Source organism: Vibrio sp. Y176, assembly GCF_033438945.1.
This window is the reverse complement of sequence record NZ_JAWOQS010000006.1, coordinates 13548-31089: the sequence shown is the minus strand read 5'-3', so window position 1 is coordinate 31089 and position 17542 is coordinate 13548. Positions and strand designations below refer to the sequence as shown.

The 17542-nt window shown below is 45.1% G+C and carries 17 protein-coding genes; 9 read left to right on the top strand and 8 right to left on the bottom strand.

What is annotated here, in order from left to right; all coding sequences use genetic code 11:
- The 5 genes from dnaQ (at position 1) to R7O13_RS15625 (ending at position 3682) form a co-directional block, all read left to right on the top strand.
- Positions 1-723, top strand: a complete 723-nt coding sequence (gene dnaQ, locus R7O13_RS15645; protein ID WP_005380385.1) for a DNA polymerase III subunit epsilon — start codon at positions 1-3, stop codon at positions 721-723.
- An 8-nt stretch (positions 724-731) separates the two neighbouring features.
- A complete protein-coding gene (locus tag R7O13_RS15640; protein WP_318304214.1) occupies positions 732-1982 on the top strand; it encodes a TIGR03503 family protein in 1251 nt (416 codons plus the stop codon).
- Positions 1983-2185: 203 nt separating this feature from the next.
- Entirely contained in the window at positions 2186-2743 is a 558-nt protein-coding gene (locus R7O13_RS15635; protein ID WP_318304212.1) for a hypothetical protein, read from the top strand.
- A 51-nt stretch (positions 2744-2794) separates the two neighbouring features.
- Positions 2795-3187: a DUF1353 domain-containing protein gene (locus R7O13_RS15630; RefSeq protein ID WP_308386832.1), complete on the top strand. Its 393-nt coding sequence runs from the start codon at positions 2795-2797 to the stop codon at positions 3185-3187.
- Between the two features lie 84 nt (positions 3188-3271).
- Positions 3272-3682: a GNAT family N-acetyltransferase gene (locus R7O13_RS15625; RefSeq protein ID WP_005391824.1), complete on the top strand. Its 411-nt coding sequence runs from the start codon at positions 3272-3274 to the stop codon at positions 3680-3682.
- A gap of 73 nt (positions 3683-3755) precedes the next feature.
- On the opposite strand, the gene R7O13_RS15620 is transcribed toward R7O13_RS15625, so the two are convergent.
- Both R7O13_RS15620 and fadE read right to left on the bottom strand, forming a co-directional pair.
- Positions 3756-5531: a SulP family inorganic anion transporter gene (locus R7O13_RS15620; protein WP_206953328.1), complete on the bottom strand. Its 1776-nt coding sequence runs from the start codon at positions 5529-5531 to the stop codon at positions 3756-3758.
- A 199-nt stretch (positions 5532-5730) separates the two neighbouring features.
- Positions 5731-8175, bottom strand: coding sequence for an acyl-CoA dehydrogenase FadE (gene fadE / locus R7O13_RS15615; protein ID WP_005385392.1), 2445 nt, complete (start codon positions 8173-8175; stop codon positions 5731-5733).
- A gap of 376 nt (positions 8176-8551) precedes the next feature.
- On the opposite strand from fadE, the gene lpcA reads away from it, so the two are divergent.
- Together lpcA and R7O13_RS15605 are read left to right on the top strand one after the other, a co-directional pair.
- Positions 8552-9127 carry a D-sedoheptulose 7-phosphate isomerase gene (gene lpcA, locus R7O13_RS15610; RefSeq protein WP_005380392.1) on the top strand — a complete coding sequence of 192 codons (576 nt, stop codon included), beginning with the start codon at positions 8552-8554 and terminating at the stop codon, positions 9125-9127.
- A gap of 50 nt (positions 9128-9177) precedes the next feature.
- On the top strand, positions 9178-10023 hold the full coding sequence (locus R7O13_RS15605) for a class II glutamine amidotransferase (protein WP_005380394.1): 846 nt from the start codon (positions 9178-9180) through the stop codon (positions 10021-10023).
- Positions 10024-10412: 389 nt separating this feature from the next.
- Here the strand turns inward: R7O13_RS15605 and purN are convergent, their stop codons facing one another.
- Positions 10413-11069 (bottom strand): phosphoribosylglycinamide formyltransferase, encoded by a 657-nt coding sequence (gene purN / locus R7O13_RS15600; protein WP_005394347.1) that lies wholly within the window; start codon positions 11067-11069, stop codon positions 10413-10415.
- 151 nt (positions 11070-11220) lie between these two features.
- Positions 11221-12261, bottom strand: coding sequence for a phosphoribosylformylglycinamidine cyclo-ligase (gene purM, locus R7O13_RS15595; protein ID WP_318304210.1), 1041 nt, complete (start codon positions 12259-12261; stop codon positions 11221-11223).
- 179 nt (positions 12262-12440) lie between these two features.
- Here purM and upp point away from each other — a divergent pair, with 179 nt between their 5' ends.
- Positions 12441-13067 (top strand): uracil phosphoribosyltransferase, encoded by a 627-nt coding sequence (gene upp / locus R7O13_RS15590; RefSeq protein ID WP_005380401.1) that lies wholly within the window; start codon positions 12441-12443, stop codon positions 13065-13067.
- Positions 13068-13182: 115 nt separating this feature from the next.
- On the opposite strand, the gene R7O13_RS15585 is transcribed toward upp, so the two are convergent.
- On the bottom strand, positions 13183-14436 hold the full coding sequence (locus R7O13_RS15585) for a uracil-xanthine permease family protein (RefSeq protein ID WP_005389855.1): 1254 nt from the start codon (positions 14434-14436) through the stop codon (positions 13183-13185).
- Positions 14437-14801: 365 nt separating this feature from the next.
- On the opposite strand from R7O13_RS15585, the gene R7O13_RS15580 reads away from it, so the two are divergent.
- Complete coding sequence (locus tag R7O13_RS15580; protein WP_318304208.1) at positions 14802-16010, top strand: DUF2066 domain-containing protein; 1209 nt, start codon at positions 14802-14804, stop codon at positions 16008-16010.
- 140 nt (positions 16011-16150) lie between these two features.
- Here R7O13_RS15580 and R7O13_RS15575 read toward each other — a convergent pair whose 3' ends face one another.
- The 3 genes from R7O13_RS15575 to arsC are packed head-to-tail and all read right to left on the bottom strand — an operon-like array spanning position 16151 to position 17534.
- The gene (locus R7O13_RS15575; protein WP_005380407.1) at positions 16151-16591 is read right to left on the bottom strand and encodes a DUF2069 domain-containing protein; all 441 of its coding nucleotides are present in this window, start codon (positions 16589-16591) and stop codon (positions 16151-16153) included.
- A gap of 22 nt (positions 16592-16613) precedes the next feature.
- Complete coding sequence (gene wrbA / locus R7O13_RS15570; protein WP_005380409.1) at positions 16614-17183, bottom strand: NAD(P)H:quinone oxidoreductase; 570 nt, start codon at positions 17181-17183, stop codon at positions 16614-16616.
- Positions 17184-17534, bottom strand: a complete 351-nt coding sequence (gene arsC, locus R7O13_RS15565; RefSeq protein WP_318304207.1) for an arsenate reductase (glutaredoxin) — start codon at positions 17532-17534, stop codon at positions 17184-17186.
- Between the last annotated feature and the right edge of the window lie 8 nt (positions 17535-17542).

Below are 17542 nucleotides of genomic sequence, written 5' to 3'. Positions count from 1 at the left end.
ATGAATACCAGCAGCAATTCTGAATATAACCGCATTGTCGTTCTCGATACCGAAACCACAGGTATGAACCGCGAGGGTGGTCCTCACTACATGGGACACCGCATTATTGAAATCGGTGCCGTGGAGATCATCAACCGTAAGCTGACTGGTCGTCACTTCCACGTTTATTTAAAACCCGATCGTGAAATCCAACCAGAAGCGGTTGAAGTTCACGGTATTACGGATGAATTCTTGGTTGATAAACCGGAATACGCGAGCGTGCACCAAGAGTTTCTTGAGTTTATTAAAGGCGCAGAACTTGTTGCCCACAACGCGCCCTTCGATACCGGCTTTATGGATTACGAGTTTGGCATGCTCGATCCTAACATCGGCAAAACGGACGACTACTGCAAGGTGACCGACACCCTTGCTATGGCGAAGAAAATCTTCCCTGGTAAGCGAAACAACCTTGATATCTTATGTGAACGTTACGGTATTGATAACTCGCACCGTACTCTCCACGGAGCTTTGCTCGATGCGGAGATTCTAGCCGACGTTTACCTCTTTATGACGGGTGGTCAAACGAGTCTAGAATTTAACGCGAATAAACAAGAGGGTGGAGTAGAAACCATTCGTCGTATTGAAGGAAGAAAAGCGCTAAAGGTTTTGCGCGCAAGTGCCGATGAACTAGAAGCTCACCAAAAAAGATTAGAGTTGGTGAACGACTGTATTTGGCATCAATAGGAGAAGCTATGTTGAGGGCTTTGTTGGTCGCGTTTTTAGCGATATGGAGTAGTCTCTCGAGTGCTGCGAGTGAATCTACAATGTCTTTGTTAGACAATCGCTTTCGAGTTGATCCAACCATCGAGCAGATCACGTTTTTGGTTTATCGTGAGCAAAGTTCTCAGCCAGTTGTTTTAGTCCGTCCTGACGGTAAAAAATACTATGCTTGGGGCTCTTACGACAATGTACGTTGGTATCAAGAAGCCTCTCTCGATATTATTTCCGTTGATAACCCTATGCCAGGTCCATGGCAGGCTGTGGGGAAAGTTACGCCTAAAAATAACATCCGCTTAATTTCTCACCTAAAGCTCAGTACGGATCTGTTCCCAAACCGATTATATAATGGGGAAGCGCTTAAGTTTACAGCTCGCCTGACCTCCGACGGCAAACCTCTTGTATTGCGCGACTTCCTTGATCGCGTGAATCTGCGCGTGACATTTACCAAGTTTGTCGAAAATGAAGATGAGCTGATCAAAGAAGCTCGTCCAGTGCCGATGGTTGTGGGTGAGTTTTCTGATGACGGCCGCGGCTTGGATGAAAAAGCAGGGGATGGTGTGTTTACGGTTCAGCTCCCAATAGACGTTGAGCCTGGTAAGTACCGCGCGCGCATCACGTCTGGCAATGGCGTATTCTTACGAGCGCAAGAACAAGTCATCTTGGTTTATCCGAACCCAATTTCTCGTACTTTTATTCAGGCTCGTAATCCCGATAAGCCACACCAATTAGTGGTGAGTGGCGAGCAAGGTATGATTGCACCAGGCTCCATTGCAGTCACAGTGAAAAAGGACGCTCCCGATGGCTTCATTAGTTACAGCCAAGGACAGGTCTCTAAAGATGGAATGAGAGTTACGTTGGACCTCAATAACGATGCTGAGCTTGGTAAGTACGCATGGCGCGGCGAGATCTTTGCCACTGATTTTGCAACCCAGCGTCCGTTGGTGTTTCCTATTCCAGAGCAAACCTTCAGTGTTGTTGATGAAGTTGATCTAGAAGCTGCTCGAATTGCAAAAGAAGCTGAATTAGCCGAGCAGCGCCGTATTGAAATGGAAAAGCAAATTATCGCTGAGCGGGAGGCTGAGCGTAAGCGCAGCATGATTATTATCGCGGTGGGTAACGTGATAATGCTGCTGATTGTGATCATTGCATGGATAGTCTGGCGCAAAATTAAAGCGAAGCGCGATGCCATGCCAGAGATGCAGTTAGAAGTGCCAAAGAAATAGTAGTAACACATAAAGCGAGAAACGGAGCCAATCGGCTCCGTTTTTTTCAGTTTAAGTTTGAGACAGAATTTGATATTTCTCATGGTCATTAATCATTTTATTTTAAAGTAACACCATGATTTAACGTTGATTAATCATAATAAAGCTCGCATGATACTCTTTACGTATCGACTTGATTTTAGTGCGTATAGACGGAGTGAGTTATGACAATTGGAGAGTTAGGACTAGAACATTTACCACGACAAAAGGCCTTGGTTGAGTCAGCTTATGATGCCTTTTATTCTGAAAAAGACGTTGTTGCCGCGGTATTGCTTGGCTCCTTGTCATCAGGACAAGGTGACCGTATTTCGGACGCTGATGTTGTTGTATTTACTCAAAACAACTTCCATAAAGCCTCAGAGCCTTGCTTTACCCAGTTTGAAGCTAATAAAGACATTTTTTATCGCCTTGAGGGAGAGCACAACGAAAATGCGTGTTTCAAAAAATACATTTTTAATGACCTAACCAGTGCAGAGATTCATTGTTTAGATCTCTGTGAGCCCTTCAAACTTTCTAAGCCATTTAAGACTTTATTTGATAAAGCTGATGTGATTGGGGGCATGGTTACTGATGAACCTGCGCCAAAGCATGAAGATTTCCCAGTTTATACCAGTGGTGATCAAGGACTGATCTGGGAACTCTTTGATTGTATTAAGTGGTTGAGCAGAGATAACCATGAGCTTGCTAAGTCCTATTTGAAAAAACTCTCTGAGAAACTCTAATTTGAGAGTCATCTCCGTTCCTCCCACTGAAGTTAGCTAGGCGGTTAGGTTATGAAATACAAAAAGCGTCAGAAGTATAAATACACTCTCCATTCTGAAGAAAAGATTGAGACGCACATTTCAGTGAGTCAGGCGTATGACAGCCCTTTTCTTAGTTTGTCCAAACAAGGCGTGTTAACGATTAAAAAGGGCTATGCATGGGATGGAGCGAGTGGGCCAGCGTTAGACACAAAAAACATTATGAAAGCTTCTTTAGTGCATGATGCTCTTTACCAACTCATGAGGGAAGAGGTGTTGCCTCAAAGTGCTCGAAAGCATGCGGATACGTTGTTGAGAGAAACGTGTTTAGAAAAAGGAATGTCTAGCTTCAGAGCAGCTTATATCTATTATGGCGTCAGAGTTGTCGGCGGCTTCTTTTCTAGACCCGATACTTTGTGTGCTTAATGGGAACATCTTTCCAACGTTTAACTGTTTATTTATACAGTTTAGTTATGTAAGCTCCAAGGTGATACAAAGGAGTAGTACATAATGACAATAAGATATGAAGAGCATGTGCCAAGCCCGAAAGAATACTGTGATATGCGTATCAAAGCCGGGCTATCACCCAAATCGTTGAAAGCTGCTGAAATTGGCCTACCCAATTCGTTATATGGCGTATCTGTTCGGGATGAAGGAAAGCTCATTGCAATGGGTCGGGTTGTTGGTGACGGGGCGTGTAACTTCGAAATTGTCGACGTTGCCGTTGATTCTGATTATCAAGGTAACGGTTTAGGTAGAAAAGTCATGGAATACATCGACGGTTATCTTTCATCTGTTGCACTTGAAGGCTCTTACGTTTCTATGATTGCTGATGAACCAGTTTTTTACGAAAAGCTTGGTTATAGGCTGGTGGCTCCTAAAAGCCAAGGGATGACAAAAAAGTTTAAGCCAAAGGCATAACACGTATTCAGCTGCGAAGATAAGCACTAGAAAACAGGAGTTTAATTTCCTGTTTTCTATATTAAATTTCTATTTAAGCCACTTCTGGAATTGGTTTGGGTGGCTGCTCTAAATCAGGCTCTTTTTGAACAGTAGGAATTTGTCCCTCACCCACAGCACTGATGTAACAGCCACTAAGTTTAATGGCAAGGTACATATCAGCTCGCAGTAAGATGCCTCCTTCACTGGTGCTGATACCAGTAAGCTCACACCATTGGCGAAGACGTCGTTTCCTTCCTGCGAGGATTAAGCGTACGCCTCTCTTTTTCAAAGTATTGTGAATATCTGCCAGTGTTGCCATCACACTGAGATCCAAATGAGTAAAGCTCGATACGGCGTCGATGACAACGCAACTTGCGTCTTTGTGATGCTCTGCCTGCTCTAACACTCTACGTTTAAAGTAAGGAGCATTGAAGTAAGTTAGCGGTGAGTTAAAGCGGTAAATCACCATTCCAGGAATAGGCGAAGCTTTTCCTGAGTCGTCGATGGTCCGAATGGTACCTTTTTCATCCAAGCCAAGTAGCTGATCACTCGGTCGCATGACGATCCGTAAAAATTGAAACAGCCCTAGCAATACCGCCAAAGTGATCCCCGGTATTACACCCACGATCAACACAGAAATAAAAGTAATGATGGCCAGATAAAATGCATCTTTGTCACGAGATTTTAATTTCCAAATTGCTTTAAGATCGAGCAGCGATAGGGACGCAATGATCAATACAACACCAAGTGAAGCGATAGGGATGAACTGCAAAGGCTCGTAAATAAATACCGCAATAATGGCAATGGTGATTGCGGCGACAATCGAAACTAATTGAGATTTACCGCCATTTGCATCATTGACGGCTGTGCGTGAGTCAGCGCCGCTTATCGCGAAACCTTGCGAAAACGCTGAGGCAATGTTGGCAAAACCCAACGCCTGAAACTCTTTATTAGCATCAATATCATAACCGTTTTTAGCAGCGAAACTGCGGGCGGTGAGCATCATGCTAACAAAACTGACAATCGCAAGGTTGAGCGCCGGGACCACTAGTTCACGAACTTCACCTAGCTCAAACTCCGGTGTTTGAAACTGAGGGAAGCCACCTTGAGTGAGTCCGACAACCGATACGCCCATCTCTTGTAAATGGAAAAACCAAACTGACGCAGTAGTTACGAGGATCGCCAGCATGGCAGCAGGCCAAGTTGGTCGGTAGCGTTTGGTGAGCAAATAAACGACAACCGTCACGATACTCAGAGTTACAGTAGGCCAATGAAGCTCGGTTAGTCGTTGTGGAGCTTCCCATAAACGTTCCAGTAAATAACGTTGCTCGTATTTCAAACCGACTACTTTCGCAAACTGACCAACGATAATTGTGAGAGCAACACCGTTGAGTAGACCCAAAAGAATCGGACGAGAAAGGAAATCTGCAAACACCCCTAGCTTGAAACGACTTGCCAGTACACACCAAATCCCCGTCATCGCTGTCATGGTCATAACCAACTGCCAATGTTTTGTGGGGTCACCTGCGGCAAGTGGTGTCACAACAGCAGCGATCACTGCACAGGTTGCTGCATCGGGTCCGACAATGAGTTGCCGAGATGTGCCCATCATGGCGTAAACCAACATTGGCAGTACACACGAATACAGACCGACAATTGCGGATACACCAGTTAACTGTGCATAAGCTATGGCAACTGGCAGTGCAACCGCGACAACAGACAAGGCGGCTCTAAAGTCGTTAACAAACCATTCTTTTTGATAATGCTTAAGCTGAACAAGCCCTGGGAACCACTGTGCGAGTAATATTTTAGCCAACGGATTTACCATATATGTGAGTGAGTTACTTAAAGTATACACCGCTTAGTTGGAACGTCTGTGAGTTAGTTATCACTGGAAATCGGGGGAAAGATTGGAGTGCGTGGCTTTTATTGCGATTGCGCAGGGGCTTCGTGGTGTTATGAATGCGATTCTGGAAGCAATAAAAAACGGGAGCTGATACTCCCGTTTGTGGTCTCAGATTCTAGAGTTACGCGACACTATCCATCTGAGGGTATAGCGGCTTTGCGGCAAGCAGTTCCGGCTCAAAATCGTCAACGTTGATTGTATCTAGACGATGCTGTTCCGCTTCTCTGAGTAGATCGGCTTCTTCTTGCGTGATAAAGCCTTGCTCTAGCCCTTCCTGAGCAATCATATCCAAACGTAAGAATGGGCGACGCTTACCTTGCGCTTTACATACTTTGTCAAACACAGGCTCAGCTTGAAGAATGACTGACAGCGCAAGCTCAATCTTACCTGCTGCGTTGTGCTCGGTTGGTTCAAGGTATTGACCGCGACCAATGCGTGAGCGCGTTGCACTTGGCGTTTGTAGAATGCGCGCCACTTTACTGTCTAGTTTATCGCTTGGCGCTTTGCGTACACGACCAAATGGCATGATTAATACGCGTAGCGCACGGCCAATTACTTTGTTCGGGAAGTTTGCTAAGAATTCATCTACTGCCACTTCCGCTTGTTTCAAACTGTCTTGTAGACCCCAGTGTACTAATGGTAAATCTTCGACTGGACGGCCATCTTGCTCAAAACGTTTCAACGTCGCAGAGCTCAAATATAGCTGGCTTAGAATGTCACCAAGACGTGCTGATAGACGCTCTTTACGCTTCAAAGAGCCACCTAGCACTGCCATTGAGATATCCGATAGCAGAGCAAGGTTTGCACTGTAACGGTTCAATTGTTGGTAGTAACGCTTGGTTGCATCTTTGGTTGGTGATGAAGAGCCCAGACCGTCGCTCAAACCAAACCAGATACTGCGCACTAGGTTACTCATTGTAAAGCTCACGTGACCAGCAAGCGCTTTATCAAATTTCTCGACAGCATTACTTGCTTCAGAATACGCCGCGTTCATTTCTTCAAGAACGTACGGATGGCAACGGATTGCGCCTTGGCCAAAGATGATCATTGAGCGTGTTAGAATGTTAGCACCCTCAACCGTTACCGCGATTGGCGCACCTTGGTAACCACGAGCTAGGAAGTTAGAAGGTCCCATACAGATACCTTTACCGCCTACGATGTCCATTGCATCGATGATGCTTTGCTGGCCGCGGTGCGTACAGTGATACTTCACGATAGCTGAGATTACTGATGGCTTTTCACCTAAGTCGATACCCGCAACGGTTAAGTTGCTTGCTGCATCCATCACGTAAGCATTACCACCCAAGCGTGCTAATGGTTCTTCAACTCCTTCCATATGGCCGATCGGCTGTTTGAACTGACGGCGAATACGTGAGTAAGCACCGGTTGCCATTGCCGCAGTTTTGATGCCACCTGTTGAGTTTGAAGGTAGCGTGATACCACGTCCAACCGACAGACACTCAACCAGCATACGCCAACCTTGGCCCGCCATTTTTTCGCCACCGATAATGAAATCGATAGGAACAAAGATGTCTTTACCGCGCGTTGGACCATTTTGGAATGGTACATTGAGCGGGAAGTGTCGGTTACCAATCTCAACACCTTTGACATCAGTTGGGATAAGCGCACAAGTGATGCCAAGATCTTCTTTGTCGCCTAGCAAACCTTCAGGATCGCGAAGTTTAAATGCTAAGCCTAGTACCGTTGCGACTGGCGCTAGGGTGATGTAGCGCTTGTTCCAAGTTAGGCGCATACCCAGTACTTCTTTTCCTTCCCATTCGCCTTTACAGACCACACCGTAATCTGGAATAGATCCAGCGTCAGAACCCGCTTCTGGACTTGTTAGGGCGAAACAAGGGATTTCCTTACCTTCAGCTAGGCGCGGTAAGTAATGATTTTTCTGATCTTCAGTACCGTAGTGTTGCAGTAACTCACCAGGGCCTAAAGAGTTAGGAACACCAACGGTAGACGATAGAACGCCAGAAACACCCGTTAATTTTTGTAGTACCAAAGATTGCGCGTATGCTGAGAATTCTAGACCACCGTACTTTTTCTTAATGATCATGGCGAAGAACTTATGATCTTTCAGGTATTGCCAAACTTCTGGCGGTAAGTCCGCGAGTTCATGGGTCACTTGGAAATCACTCACCATGGCGCACACTTCATTCACAGGGCCGTCTAAAAAGGCTTGTTCTTCCGCACTTAACTTAGGTGCTTGAATCGCGTGTAGCTTTTGCCACTCTGGTTTGCCTTTAAATAGTTCGGCTTCCCACCAGACGGTACCTGCGTCTAACGCTTCTTTTTCGGTTTGAGACATAGCTGGCAGCACTTTCTTGAAAAGCACTAACGCTTTGCGGCTAATTAAAGACTGACGTACGCCAGGAACCGCGAGCACAGCTGCGGCGAGAACGTAAATAGCCCAACCAATAACGCCGACAGTACCAGCTACTGTAAGAGCCAGCATGGCTGCGGTGAGTAAGCTAATAGATTTCACGAGAGACATGCGGTGGTAGAGCGTAATGCCTAGCACGATCGCCATTGTGATGATTGAGAGCAAGATGTCCATATGTATTTTCCTTTTCAGACTTTATAAGTTTTGTACGTCTGTATGTTAGGTAAGAGGTCTAACCAGTTGGTTTAAGTGTAATCAAAATATTAAGGAAATGTAAAACATAAGATTAGATAAAAAGTGATCTAAGTAGAGTTAAAATTCTAAAGTTGAGATTTGAGTGATGGTTTCATGAGCAAGTTGACAAGTTTATTACCATCACTAATCTAAATCTGTTGGTTCACTATCGACACTAATTCTCGTTTGTGGGTAAACTCAGAGTAATCAAACCCGAGTTCAGGTTTATGAAATGTCCGATACCAAATTGGTATCAGAACAATTTGCTCAGTGAGTCTAGAGCTGACTGAAGCCGAAATAATAAAGAGAACGTCTTATGTACCATGATCTGATTAGAAGTGAATTAAACGAAGCTGCTGAAGTGCTCAACAAATTTTTAAGCGATGACCATAACATTGCGCAAATCGAAGCAGCGGCGAAAATGATTGCTGACTCATTCAAGCAAGATGGTAAAGTATTGTCATGTGGTAACGGTGGTTCTCACTGTGATTCAATGCACTTTGCCGAAGAGCTAACAGGCCGTTACCGAGAAAATCGTCCTGGCTATGCTGGTATTGCTATTTCAGATCCAAGCCACCTTTCTTGTGTGAGTAATGACTTTGGTTATGACTTCGTGTTTTCACGTTATGTAGAAGCGGTTGGTCGAAAAGGTGACGTACTGTTTGGTCTGTCGACTTCAGGTAACTCAGGTAACATCCTGAAAGCGATTGAAGCAGCACAAGCGAAAGGCATGAAGACGATTGCGCTAACAGGTAAAGATGGCGGCAAAATGGCAGGCCTTGCAGATATTGAAATCCGCGTGCCACACTTTGGTTATGCAGACCGCATTCAGGAAATTCATATTAAGATTATTCATATCATCATTCAGTTGATCGAAAAAGAGATGGAATAATCGTTTACGGCCACCGTTTCGAGCTGTGTTGTTAGGGAGTTTTTTAAACCATGTGTGAATTGCTCGGTATGAGCGCTAATGTTCCAACGGATATTTGTTTCAGTTTTACTGGGCTCATGCAGCGTGGAGGTCGAACCGGCCCACACCGTGACGGATGGGGGATCACCTTCTACGAAGGGAAGGGCTTTCGAACCTTCAAAGATCCCAAGCCAAGTTGTGAGTCTAAAATAGCAGAGTTGGTACAAAATTATCCCATCAAAAGTCGTGCGGTCGTTAGTCATATCCGACAGGCGAATCGTGGTGGTGTTAATTTAGAAAATACTCATCCCTTTACACGTGAGCTGTGGGGTAGGTATTGGACGTTTGCGCATAACGGTCAGCTCTCTGGCTATCAAGACTTGCATACAGGTCGACATCGACCTGTCGGTGAAACAGATAGTGAACTGGCATTTTGCTGGTTATTGAAGCAAATGGAAGATCGATATCCTGAGCCACCAAAGGATATGGAGTCGGTATTCTTATATGTTGCTAAATGTTGTGATGAGCTAAGAGAGAAGGGTGTATTTAACATGCTTCTGAGTGATGGTGAGTATGTAATGACGTATTGCACCAATCATTTGTATTGGATCACAAGACGCGCACCGTTTGGAAAAGCTGCTTTGCTTGATGAAGATGTGGAAATTAACTTCCAAGAAGAAACCACGCCACATGACATCGTTTCTGTGATCGCAACTCAACCTTTGACGGGCAACGAAGCTTGGCAGCGTATGAAACCTGGCGAATACGGCTTGTTTCACCTAGGTGAACTAGTCAAAAATAATGCCTCTGAACTGGTAAATGTGCCGTTTGCGGCGGCTAAGCCGGGCAATCAAGCGCCAACCGAACCGTTAGAGTGATGGTCTCTTACTCTGAATATAAAAATAAAGCTCGCTTAATCGCGAGCTTTATTTTTATGCGTTTTAAACCGAGGGCGGATACGGATGAGCATTCTTACTTTCTAGAGTGCTGGTAGTAGAGTCCTAGTCTCGCTAAGGCTTGCTGTAAAGACGTAACTGATAGAAATTTCTCATAAAACACCTCGTAAGTCTGAACGGTGAAGAACGAACCAGATTCAGAATCTACTTTCCGAGTGTTATGTTACTCAAGTGGTTATGGGATTTTTTAGAATGTTGGGTTTTAGGTTTCTAGTCTCACCATGGTTTTCTTGAATCAAGTTTATAAGTATTAAAACAACCAAGAGCAGCCCTCAGGCTGCTCTTTTGTGCCTGGAGTTTATTATTCAGGGCTACTCATCTGAGGCGTACCCATGTACGCCAAGCTCTGCGCCATCTAAATAGGCTTTACCATCCTTCATGATCAACCGCTCGTCTACCAGCCACTTAGCCACCATAGGGTAGATTCGGTGCTCCTGCGCCTGAACACGTGCCGCAAGTACACTAGCATCATCGTCTTCGAACACAGGAACTTTTGCTTGCAGTATGACAGGACCACCATCAAGCTCTTCCGTTACAAAGTGCACACTCGTACCATGTTCTTTATCGCCAGCATCAATTGCTCTCTGGTGTGTGTGTAGCCCAGGATATTTTGGTAGAAGAGAAGGGTGGATATTGATCATCTTACCCATGTAATGAGAAACAAATGCGCTGCTCAGAATGCGCATGTAACCAGCAAGAATAATCACGTCTGGTTGGTATTCATCTATTTGACTCATTAGCTCTGCATCAAAGCTTTCACGCGAGCTGAATGCTTTAGGGTCGACAAAGTGACCGTCCACATCAAACTTTTTTGCACGTTCTAAACCAAAAGCATCTGCTTTGTTAGAGAACACGGCTGCCACTCGTGCGTTTGGCATGCTGTCTTCGCAAGCTTCCAAGATAGCTTGCAGGTTACTTCCGTTACCCGAGATGAGGACCACAATGTTTTTTAGGGTATGGTTTTTCATGATGTCGAGAGCGCCTTGGTATTGTAGGTTGGAGTTATGTAGCTTCTAAACTACCTACTAATAGAATGGTTTTTAGTGTTCTAGATAGCAAAATGAGGACCTAGTCATCTAGTGTCCTCATTCTTCTTATCTTTTGAGCTCGATTTGCAAATTATTGGATTTCAACTTGCTCTTCGTTCGCGTCTGCTTGTGCGATTTGACCAATCACCCACGCGTTTTCGCCTTCTTCTTTAAGAAGAGCAACTGCTGCATCTGCCTGGTCTTTCGGTAGTGCGACGATTAGACCTACACCACAGTTGAATGTGCGGTACATTTCGTGTGTGTCGACGTTGCCTTTCTCTTGTAGCCACTTGAAGATAACTGGCCATTCCCAACTGTTACCATCGATAACTGCTTTCGTGCCTTTAGGCAGTACGCGTGGGATGTTTTCCCAGAAACCACCACCAGTGATATGAGAAATCGCATGGATGTCGTGTTTCTCAATCATCTTAAGTGCTGACTTGATGTAAATTTTTGTTGGTTCTAGTAGGTGCTCACCAATAGTGCGGCCTGCTAGCTCTTCGCTCTTATCTGCACCAGATACTTCTAGGATCTTACGGATAAGGGAGTAACCGTTTGAGTGTGGGCCGCTTGAGCCAACAGCGATAAGTGCATCACCAGCAGCGACTTTCGTGCCGTCAATCACGTCTTCTTTTTCTACTACGCCAACACAGAAACCAGCTACGTCGTAGTCTTCGCCTTCATACATGCCCGGCATCTCCGCAGTTTCGCCACCAATTAGGGCACAACCTGCTTGAACACACCCTTCTGCGATACCTGAAACAACATCCGCTGCGGTATCAACGTCTAGTTTGCCTGTTGCATAGTAATCTAGGAAAAACAGTGGCTCTGCCCCTTGCACGATAAGATCATTTACACACATTGCCACTAGGTCGATGCCGATCGTGTCGTGCTTATTCATATCCAGTGCTAGGCGAAGTTTGGTGCCAACGCCATCAGTACCAGAAACCAGTACAGGTTGTTTGTATTTAGTTGGCAATTCGCATAGCGCGCCAAAACCACCGATACCACCCATAACTTCAGGGCGACGAGTACGTTTTACCGCACCCTTAATACGATCCACAAGCGCGTTGCCTGCATCAATATCTACACCAGCGTCTTTATAGCTAAGAGAAGAGTTGTTACCACTCACAGGGAAGTCCTCGGTATTAAGTTGGATATGAAAACGGCGCTATTCTAACAGTGCTTAAACATAGATAGCAAACGTTTGCGTCTGTTTTTTTCTTTAGTGATTTATCCTGATATCCCTGTGAAAATCATGTATAATCTGAAGGTTTGTTTAAATATTGCCAACTATAGCCGGAGATGGACATGAAAGTTGTTGAAGTAAAGCACCCTCTAGTAAAACATAAAATTGGTCTAATGAGAGAAGGTGACATCAGCACAAAACGTTTTCGTGAGTTAGCGACTGAGGTCGGTAGCCTACTTACTTACGAAGCAACGTCAGACTTTGAAACAGAAAAAGTGACCATTGATGGTTGGAACGGTCCGGTAGAAGTAGACCAGATTAAAGGTAAAAAAGTAACCGTAGTGCCAATCCTACGTGCAGGTCTAGGCATGATGGATGGAGTTCTTGAGCACATGCCAAGCGCACGTATCAGTGTTGTGGGTATTTACCGTGATGAAGAAACGCTTGAGCCAGTTCCTTACTTCAACAAGCTTGCTTCAAACATCGAGGAGCGTATTGCGCTTGTTGTTGACCCAATGCTTGCAACAGGTGGTTCTATGATTGCTACTATCGATCTCCTAAAAGAGAAAGGTTGTAACCAAATCAAAGTGCTGGTACTTGTTGCTGCACCAGAAGGTATTGAAGCGCTAGAAAAAGCACACCCAGATGTTGAGCTATACACTGCGGCAATCGATGAGAAGCTTAATGACAAAGGCTACATCGTTCCGGGTCTAGGCGATGCAGGTGATAAGATCTTCGGTACTAAGTAATTCTTTGATGTATTACTATGACTGAACAGAAAAAGGCTTGGTGAAAACCAAGCTTTTTTGTATCTACAAGAGGAGAAGAGTAAGACACGCCACCTAATAAAGCGGCGCAAACGAACTATTTCGCGCTTTCTTCTTCCATTTGTGCGTTATCCACAACGTGGTTTTCACCTAAATCGTTTGGTAGCACAAGGTTAAGAATAATTGCCACGATACCGCATAGGCTCACACCTTGTAGACTGAACTCACCAATACCGAAAGCCATACCACCAATGCCAAACACAAGGGTTACGGCAACAATCACTAGATTACGAGACTTATGTAAATCAACGTTATTCTTGATCAGTGTGTTGAGGCCTACCGTTGCGATAGAGCCGAACAGCAGAATCATGATGCCGCCCATGACAGGAACTGGAATCGTTTGAAGAACCGCACCTAGCTTACCTACCAATGCAAGTACGATTGCGGTGATTGCTGCCCAAGTCATGATCACAGGGTTAAATGCTTTGGTTAGCATTACCGCTCCTGTTACTTCACTGTAAGTGGTGTTTGGTGGAGCACCCACCATCGAAGCCGCGATAGTTGCCACCCCGTCACCTGCGATTGTGCGGTGAAGGCCTGGTTTTTTCAGGTAGTTTTTACCTGTAACGTTTGAGATAGCAAGCATGTCACCTACGTGCTCAACCGCAGGTGCGATAGCGACAGGAATCATGAACAAAATTGCGTTGATATTGAACTCTGGCGCGGTGAAGTTTGGCATGGCTAGCCAAGCCGCTTGTTCTACGGGAGTGAAATCAACCACACCGTAGAATAGAGAAACAGAGTAACCAGCAAGAATACCACCAACAATAGGAACGAGCTTCAAAAAGCCTTTTGCAAAAACGCTAAGTACAATGGTTGTGAGCAGTGAGACCGCCGAGATAATGATCGCAGCATCACCATTAACTAGCTGTGCTGCTCCATCACCAGTTTTACCTACTGCCATGTTCACTGCTGTTGGGGCAAGGCCAAGGCCGATAACCATGATCACAGGGCCAACGACAACAGGCGGGAGAATTTTATGGATAAATCCAACACCGCGCACTTTGATCATCGCCCCTAGAGCCACATAAACTAAGCCAGCTGCCATCAAGCCGCCCATCGTTGCACCGATACCCCAAGTTTGGATACCGAACATAATAGGAGCAATAAACGCAAAAGAAGAGGCAAGGAAGATGGGAACAGAACGTTTAGTCATTAATTGGAAGAGGAGGGTACCGACACCGGCACCAAAGAGGGCTACGTTTGGATCAAGGCCAGTTAGGAGCGGCACAAGCACCAAAGCACCAAAAGCGACAAAGAGCATTTGAGCGCCTTGTAACGCGTTTTTCATAATAATTCCCTATTTTCAAGATACGCAGACAAATCCGGCGAATACTATCATCCTGCAATCGTTTGCAATGTTGCATAGATCAAACTTTCGATTGAATTTTTCCCATAAATAGCACTTTTGAGAGTTGCTTGCTTGCAAATTGTCCTCTTTTACGTGTCTTGCGTGAAGATGAAAAATGGACAGCCTAACTTGTTGAGATAGCTTAATAAGCAATGAGTTTATTATAAAAAATAGCACTGAAGTGCTGGTTGAGGCCCGAGTTAACAAAGCTGGTCATAATACAGACAATTTACTCAGTACTTACCTTGCTCAAGATTTGATAGTTGCTTATTATTCGGGTTCTTGTTCAGAGGATTATAAAAACTATGCGCTATTTAGCTCTCTTACTGATAGGTTGGTTGTCCCTACCAGTATATGCATTAACTCAGGTGGATATCTATCGTGCCGAAGTGGTTATCGACAGTGAGCAGAACGACGGTGAGTCTTTGGCTCGTCAACAAGGTATGCAGGATGTGATTGTTCGAGCGACCGGTTCTCAATCCTCTTTAAGCAATCCAGTGATTAAAAAGGCACTTAGCTCAAGTGCGCGTTACATTTCTCAACTAAGCTATGGGCAGGTTGATGGAAAAGCGAGCTTAAAAATGTTGTTTAACAACGACCAAATCAGCTCTCTTTTAACACAAGCACAATTGCCATCTTGGTCGCCAAATCGTGCCAATATTTTAGTTTGGATGGTTGAAGAACAGGGTTACGATCGTAACATTGCGTGGGAACATTCTGAATCTTCAAATGTTGCAGCACTTCGTAGCGCAGCGAAATTAAGAGGCCTACCAATCACTATCCCGGTTGGGGATTTTGATGATGTAACCGGTGTTAATGTCTCTGATCTTTGGGGCGGCTTTATTGAGCCAATTGGTCAAGCCAGCCAGCGCTACCCAGCTGACGCCGTTTTGGTTGTACGCGCTCAAGGTGAACAAATTCGTTGGACACTCTACGACCAGTCGCCAACGAGAATTGTAGAAGCGCAACGTTCTCCGCGTAGCGGGTCTGCATCAGGTGCTAATGCTATTGCAGAAATGGTGGATGGCATCGCAGACTACTATGCAAGTAAGAGTGCAGTTGTGGTTTCAGGAAAGTCTTCAAAAGCGCTAGCAATGAAAGTCCTTAATGTAACCTCTGCCACGGACTTCTTCCGTTTAGAGAATGCGTTAAAACAACTTAATTCGGTTGCGGGTACAGAGATTAAGCGTGTTCAAGGGGACGAGTTAACGCTCAACATCCACCTTTTGGCATCACAACAAGCTTTTGAGAAAGAAGCTTCTTCTATTTCTCAATTAATGGTTTTTGAAGATCCTTTAGGTGAAGTTGATGCCCCAGCTTCAACTCAAGAAGAAGAGCCATTGGTTCAGAGTAATGAAGCAAAAGACGCCGCGACGCCAAAAGAAGCGCAGCCTGAAGTACCAGTAAATGTTGTGGCAGAAGCAAGTGACGAAACACAGCCAACTCAGCCGATGATTGTGGAGCCTGTCCGAGAACAGTATGACTTGATCTACGAGTGGCGCTCGGCATCGTAATCACCTTGTTAGCGTTCCAGGCGTGAAACGCAAGGATAAAAGACCAATGTGGTAAGCATAAAAAAGAGTCGCAATAGCGACTCTTTTTGTTTTCTAAATTCGTATTCGAACCAATGATCAGTGATTGACTGCAATTGGCGTTATTTATTGAATTTCGCTTTTTCTTCTTTTTCTACTTGAGAGAGGCGTTTCAACTTAAGACCTAGCTCTTTGCCTCTCGCTCTAGCAAACAAAATATTGCCAGCGAAACCGAGTGAAGTCAGTATCAGTTCCACTGCCGCAAGCCAGCGTTCACCCCCATCCACATAAAGGATGGTCAGCGCATGCAAGAAATACAGCATAAGAACAAAGTTAGCCCAAGCATGAGTGTAAGGCTTACCAGCTAAAATACCAGGCAACGGAAGTAGTAGCGGAATACACCAAGCAATAGCAAGTGTTGTGCTGCTGAGGTGAGGGTGAGGGGATAACGCAAGCTGCCAAATAGCGACCCAGGCTAATAAGGCTAAGTTGCCAAATAAAGCCAGGTAACGATAGGTTTTAGCCTGTGTACCGAGTGGTGTTTGGTCTAAAGAGTCAGACATCGATTAACTATCCTTGATTTTACTAACAGACTTTTAGTTTTAACGCTGCAGTTGCCAGCCTTTTGCCTAATTGTTGTGCCAGGCGAATCTCTTCACTGCTTAGGGTTGCCTCATGGCCTACACTGCTGGCGCCATACGGAGTGCCTCCGGACTGCGTAGTGTGTAACTCTGGCTCGGAATAAGGAATGCCCAAAACCATCATCCCGTGATGCAATAAAGGGGTCATCATGCTTTGTAACGTTGTTTCTTGACCACCATGCATCGAGGACGAAGAGGTAAAGACACAAGCAGGCTTATCGATTAAGTCACCACTGACCCATAAAGATGTAGTCTGATCCCAGAAGTGCTTTAAAGGCGCAGCCATGTTGCCAAACCAGACGGGACTGCCAAACGCTAGACCGTCGCACGTTTTCAGTTCCTCTAGAGTAACAATTGGATCAGAAGGGGAGTGTGAGTGAGGTGACAATTCTTCAACTGTACGCAAAATTGCTTGGCATTGAGGAGTCGATTCGACTCCTCTTGCTATTTGTCTTGCCAGTTGTTTTGTCGAGCCATGACGGCTGAAATACAAAATAAGGATCTGGCAATCCATTTATAAAATATCCAACACTTGCTCTGGTGGGCGACCAATTTTTGCTTTGCCGTTAGCAACGACTACCGGACGTTCAAACAACTTTGGATTTTTCGCCATTGCTTCGAATAATTGCTCATCGCTGAGGGAGTCTTCGCCTAAGCCAAGCTCTTTATATTCACTTTCTTTAGTGCGCATCATTTCACGTACAGATGAAAAGCCAAGCTGGGCGTACAGCGCTTTTAGTTCATCCACTTTAAGTGGTGTGTCTAGGTATTTGACGACTTCCGGTGTAACACCATTTTGCTCAAGTAGTTCAAGTGTTTGACGGCTCTTTGAGCAACGAGGGTTGTGATAAATCACGACTGACATGGTTTTCT

Bases quoted from the DNA above. Each gene is read 5' to 3' on its own strand.
- R7O13_RS15605 (WP_005380394.1), top strand. From the start codon at position 9,178: ATGTGTGAATTGCTCGGTATGAGCGCTAATGTTCCAACGGATATTTGT.
- R7O13_RS15640 (WP_318304214.1), top strand. From the start codon at position 732: ATGTTGAGGGCTTTGTTGGTCGCGTTTTTAGCGATATGGAGTAGTCTC.
- wrbA (WP_005380409.1), bottom strand. From the start codon at position 17,183: ATGGATTGCCAGATCCTTATTTTGTATTTCAGCCGTCATGGCTCGACA.
- R7O13_RS15635 (WP_318304212.1), top strand. From the start codon at position 2,186: ATGACAATTGGAGAGTTAGGACTAGAACATTTACCACGACAAAAGGCC.
- lpcA (WP_005380392.1), top strand. From the start codon at position 8,552: ATGTACCATGATCTGATTAGAAGTGAATTAAACGAAGCTGCTGAAGTG.
- R7O13_RS15630 (WP_308386832.1), top strand. From the start codon at position 2,795: ATGAAATACAAAAAGCGTCAGAAGTATAAATACACTCTCCATTCTGAA.
- R7O13_RS15625 (WP_005391824.1), top strand. From the start codon at position 3,272: ATGACAATAAGATATGAAGAGCATGTGCCAAGCCCGAAAGAATACTGT.
- R7O13_RS15580 (WP_318304208.1), top strand. From the start codon at position 14,802: ATGCGCTATTTAGCTCTCTTACTGATAGGTTGGTTGTCCCTACCAGTA.
- purN (WP_005394347.1), bottom strand. From the start codon at position 11,069: ATGAAAAACCATACCCTAAAAAACATTGTGGTCCTCATCTCGGGTAAC.
- dnaQ (WP_005380385.1), top strand. From the start codon at position 1: ATGAATACCAGCAGCAATTCTGAATATAACCGCATTGTCGTTCTCGAT.
- R7O13_RS15575 (WP_005380407.1), bottom strand. From the start codon at position 16,591: ATGTCTGACTCTTTAGACCAAACACCACTCGGTACACAGGCTAAAACC.
- arsC (WP_318304207.1), bottom strand. From the start codon at position 17,534: ATGTCAGTCGTGATTTATCACAACCCTCGTTGCTCAAAGAGCCGTCAA.
- R7O13_RS15620 (WP_206953328.1), bottom strand. From the start codon at position 5,531: ATGGTAAATCCGTTGGCTAAAATATTACTCGCACAGTGGTTCCCAGGG.
- upp (WP_005380401.1), top strand. From the start codon at position 12,441: ATGAAAGTTGTTGAAGTAAAGCACCCTCTAGTAAAACATAAAATTGGT.
- fadE (WP_005385392.1), bottom strand. From the start codon at position 8,175: ATGGACATCTTGCTCTCAATCATCACAATGGCGATCGTGCTAGGCATT.
- R7O13_RS15585 (WP_005389855.1), bottom strand. From the start codon at position 14,436: ATGAAAAACGCGTTACAAGGCGCTCAAATGCTCTTTGTCGCTTTTGGT.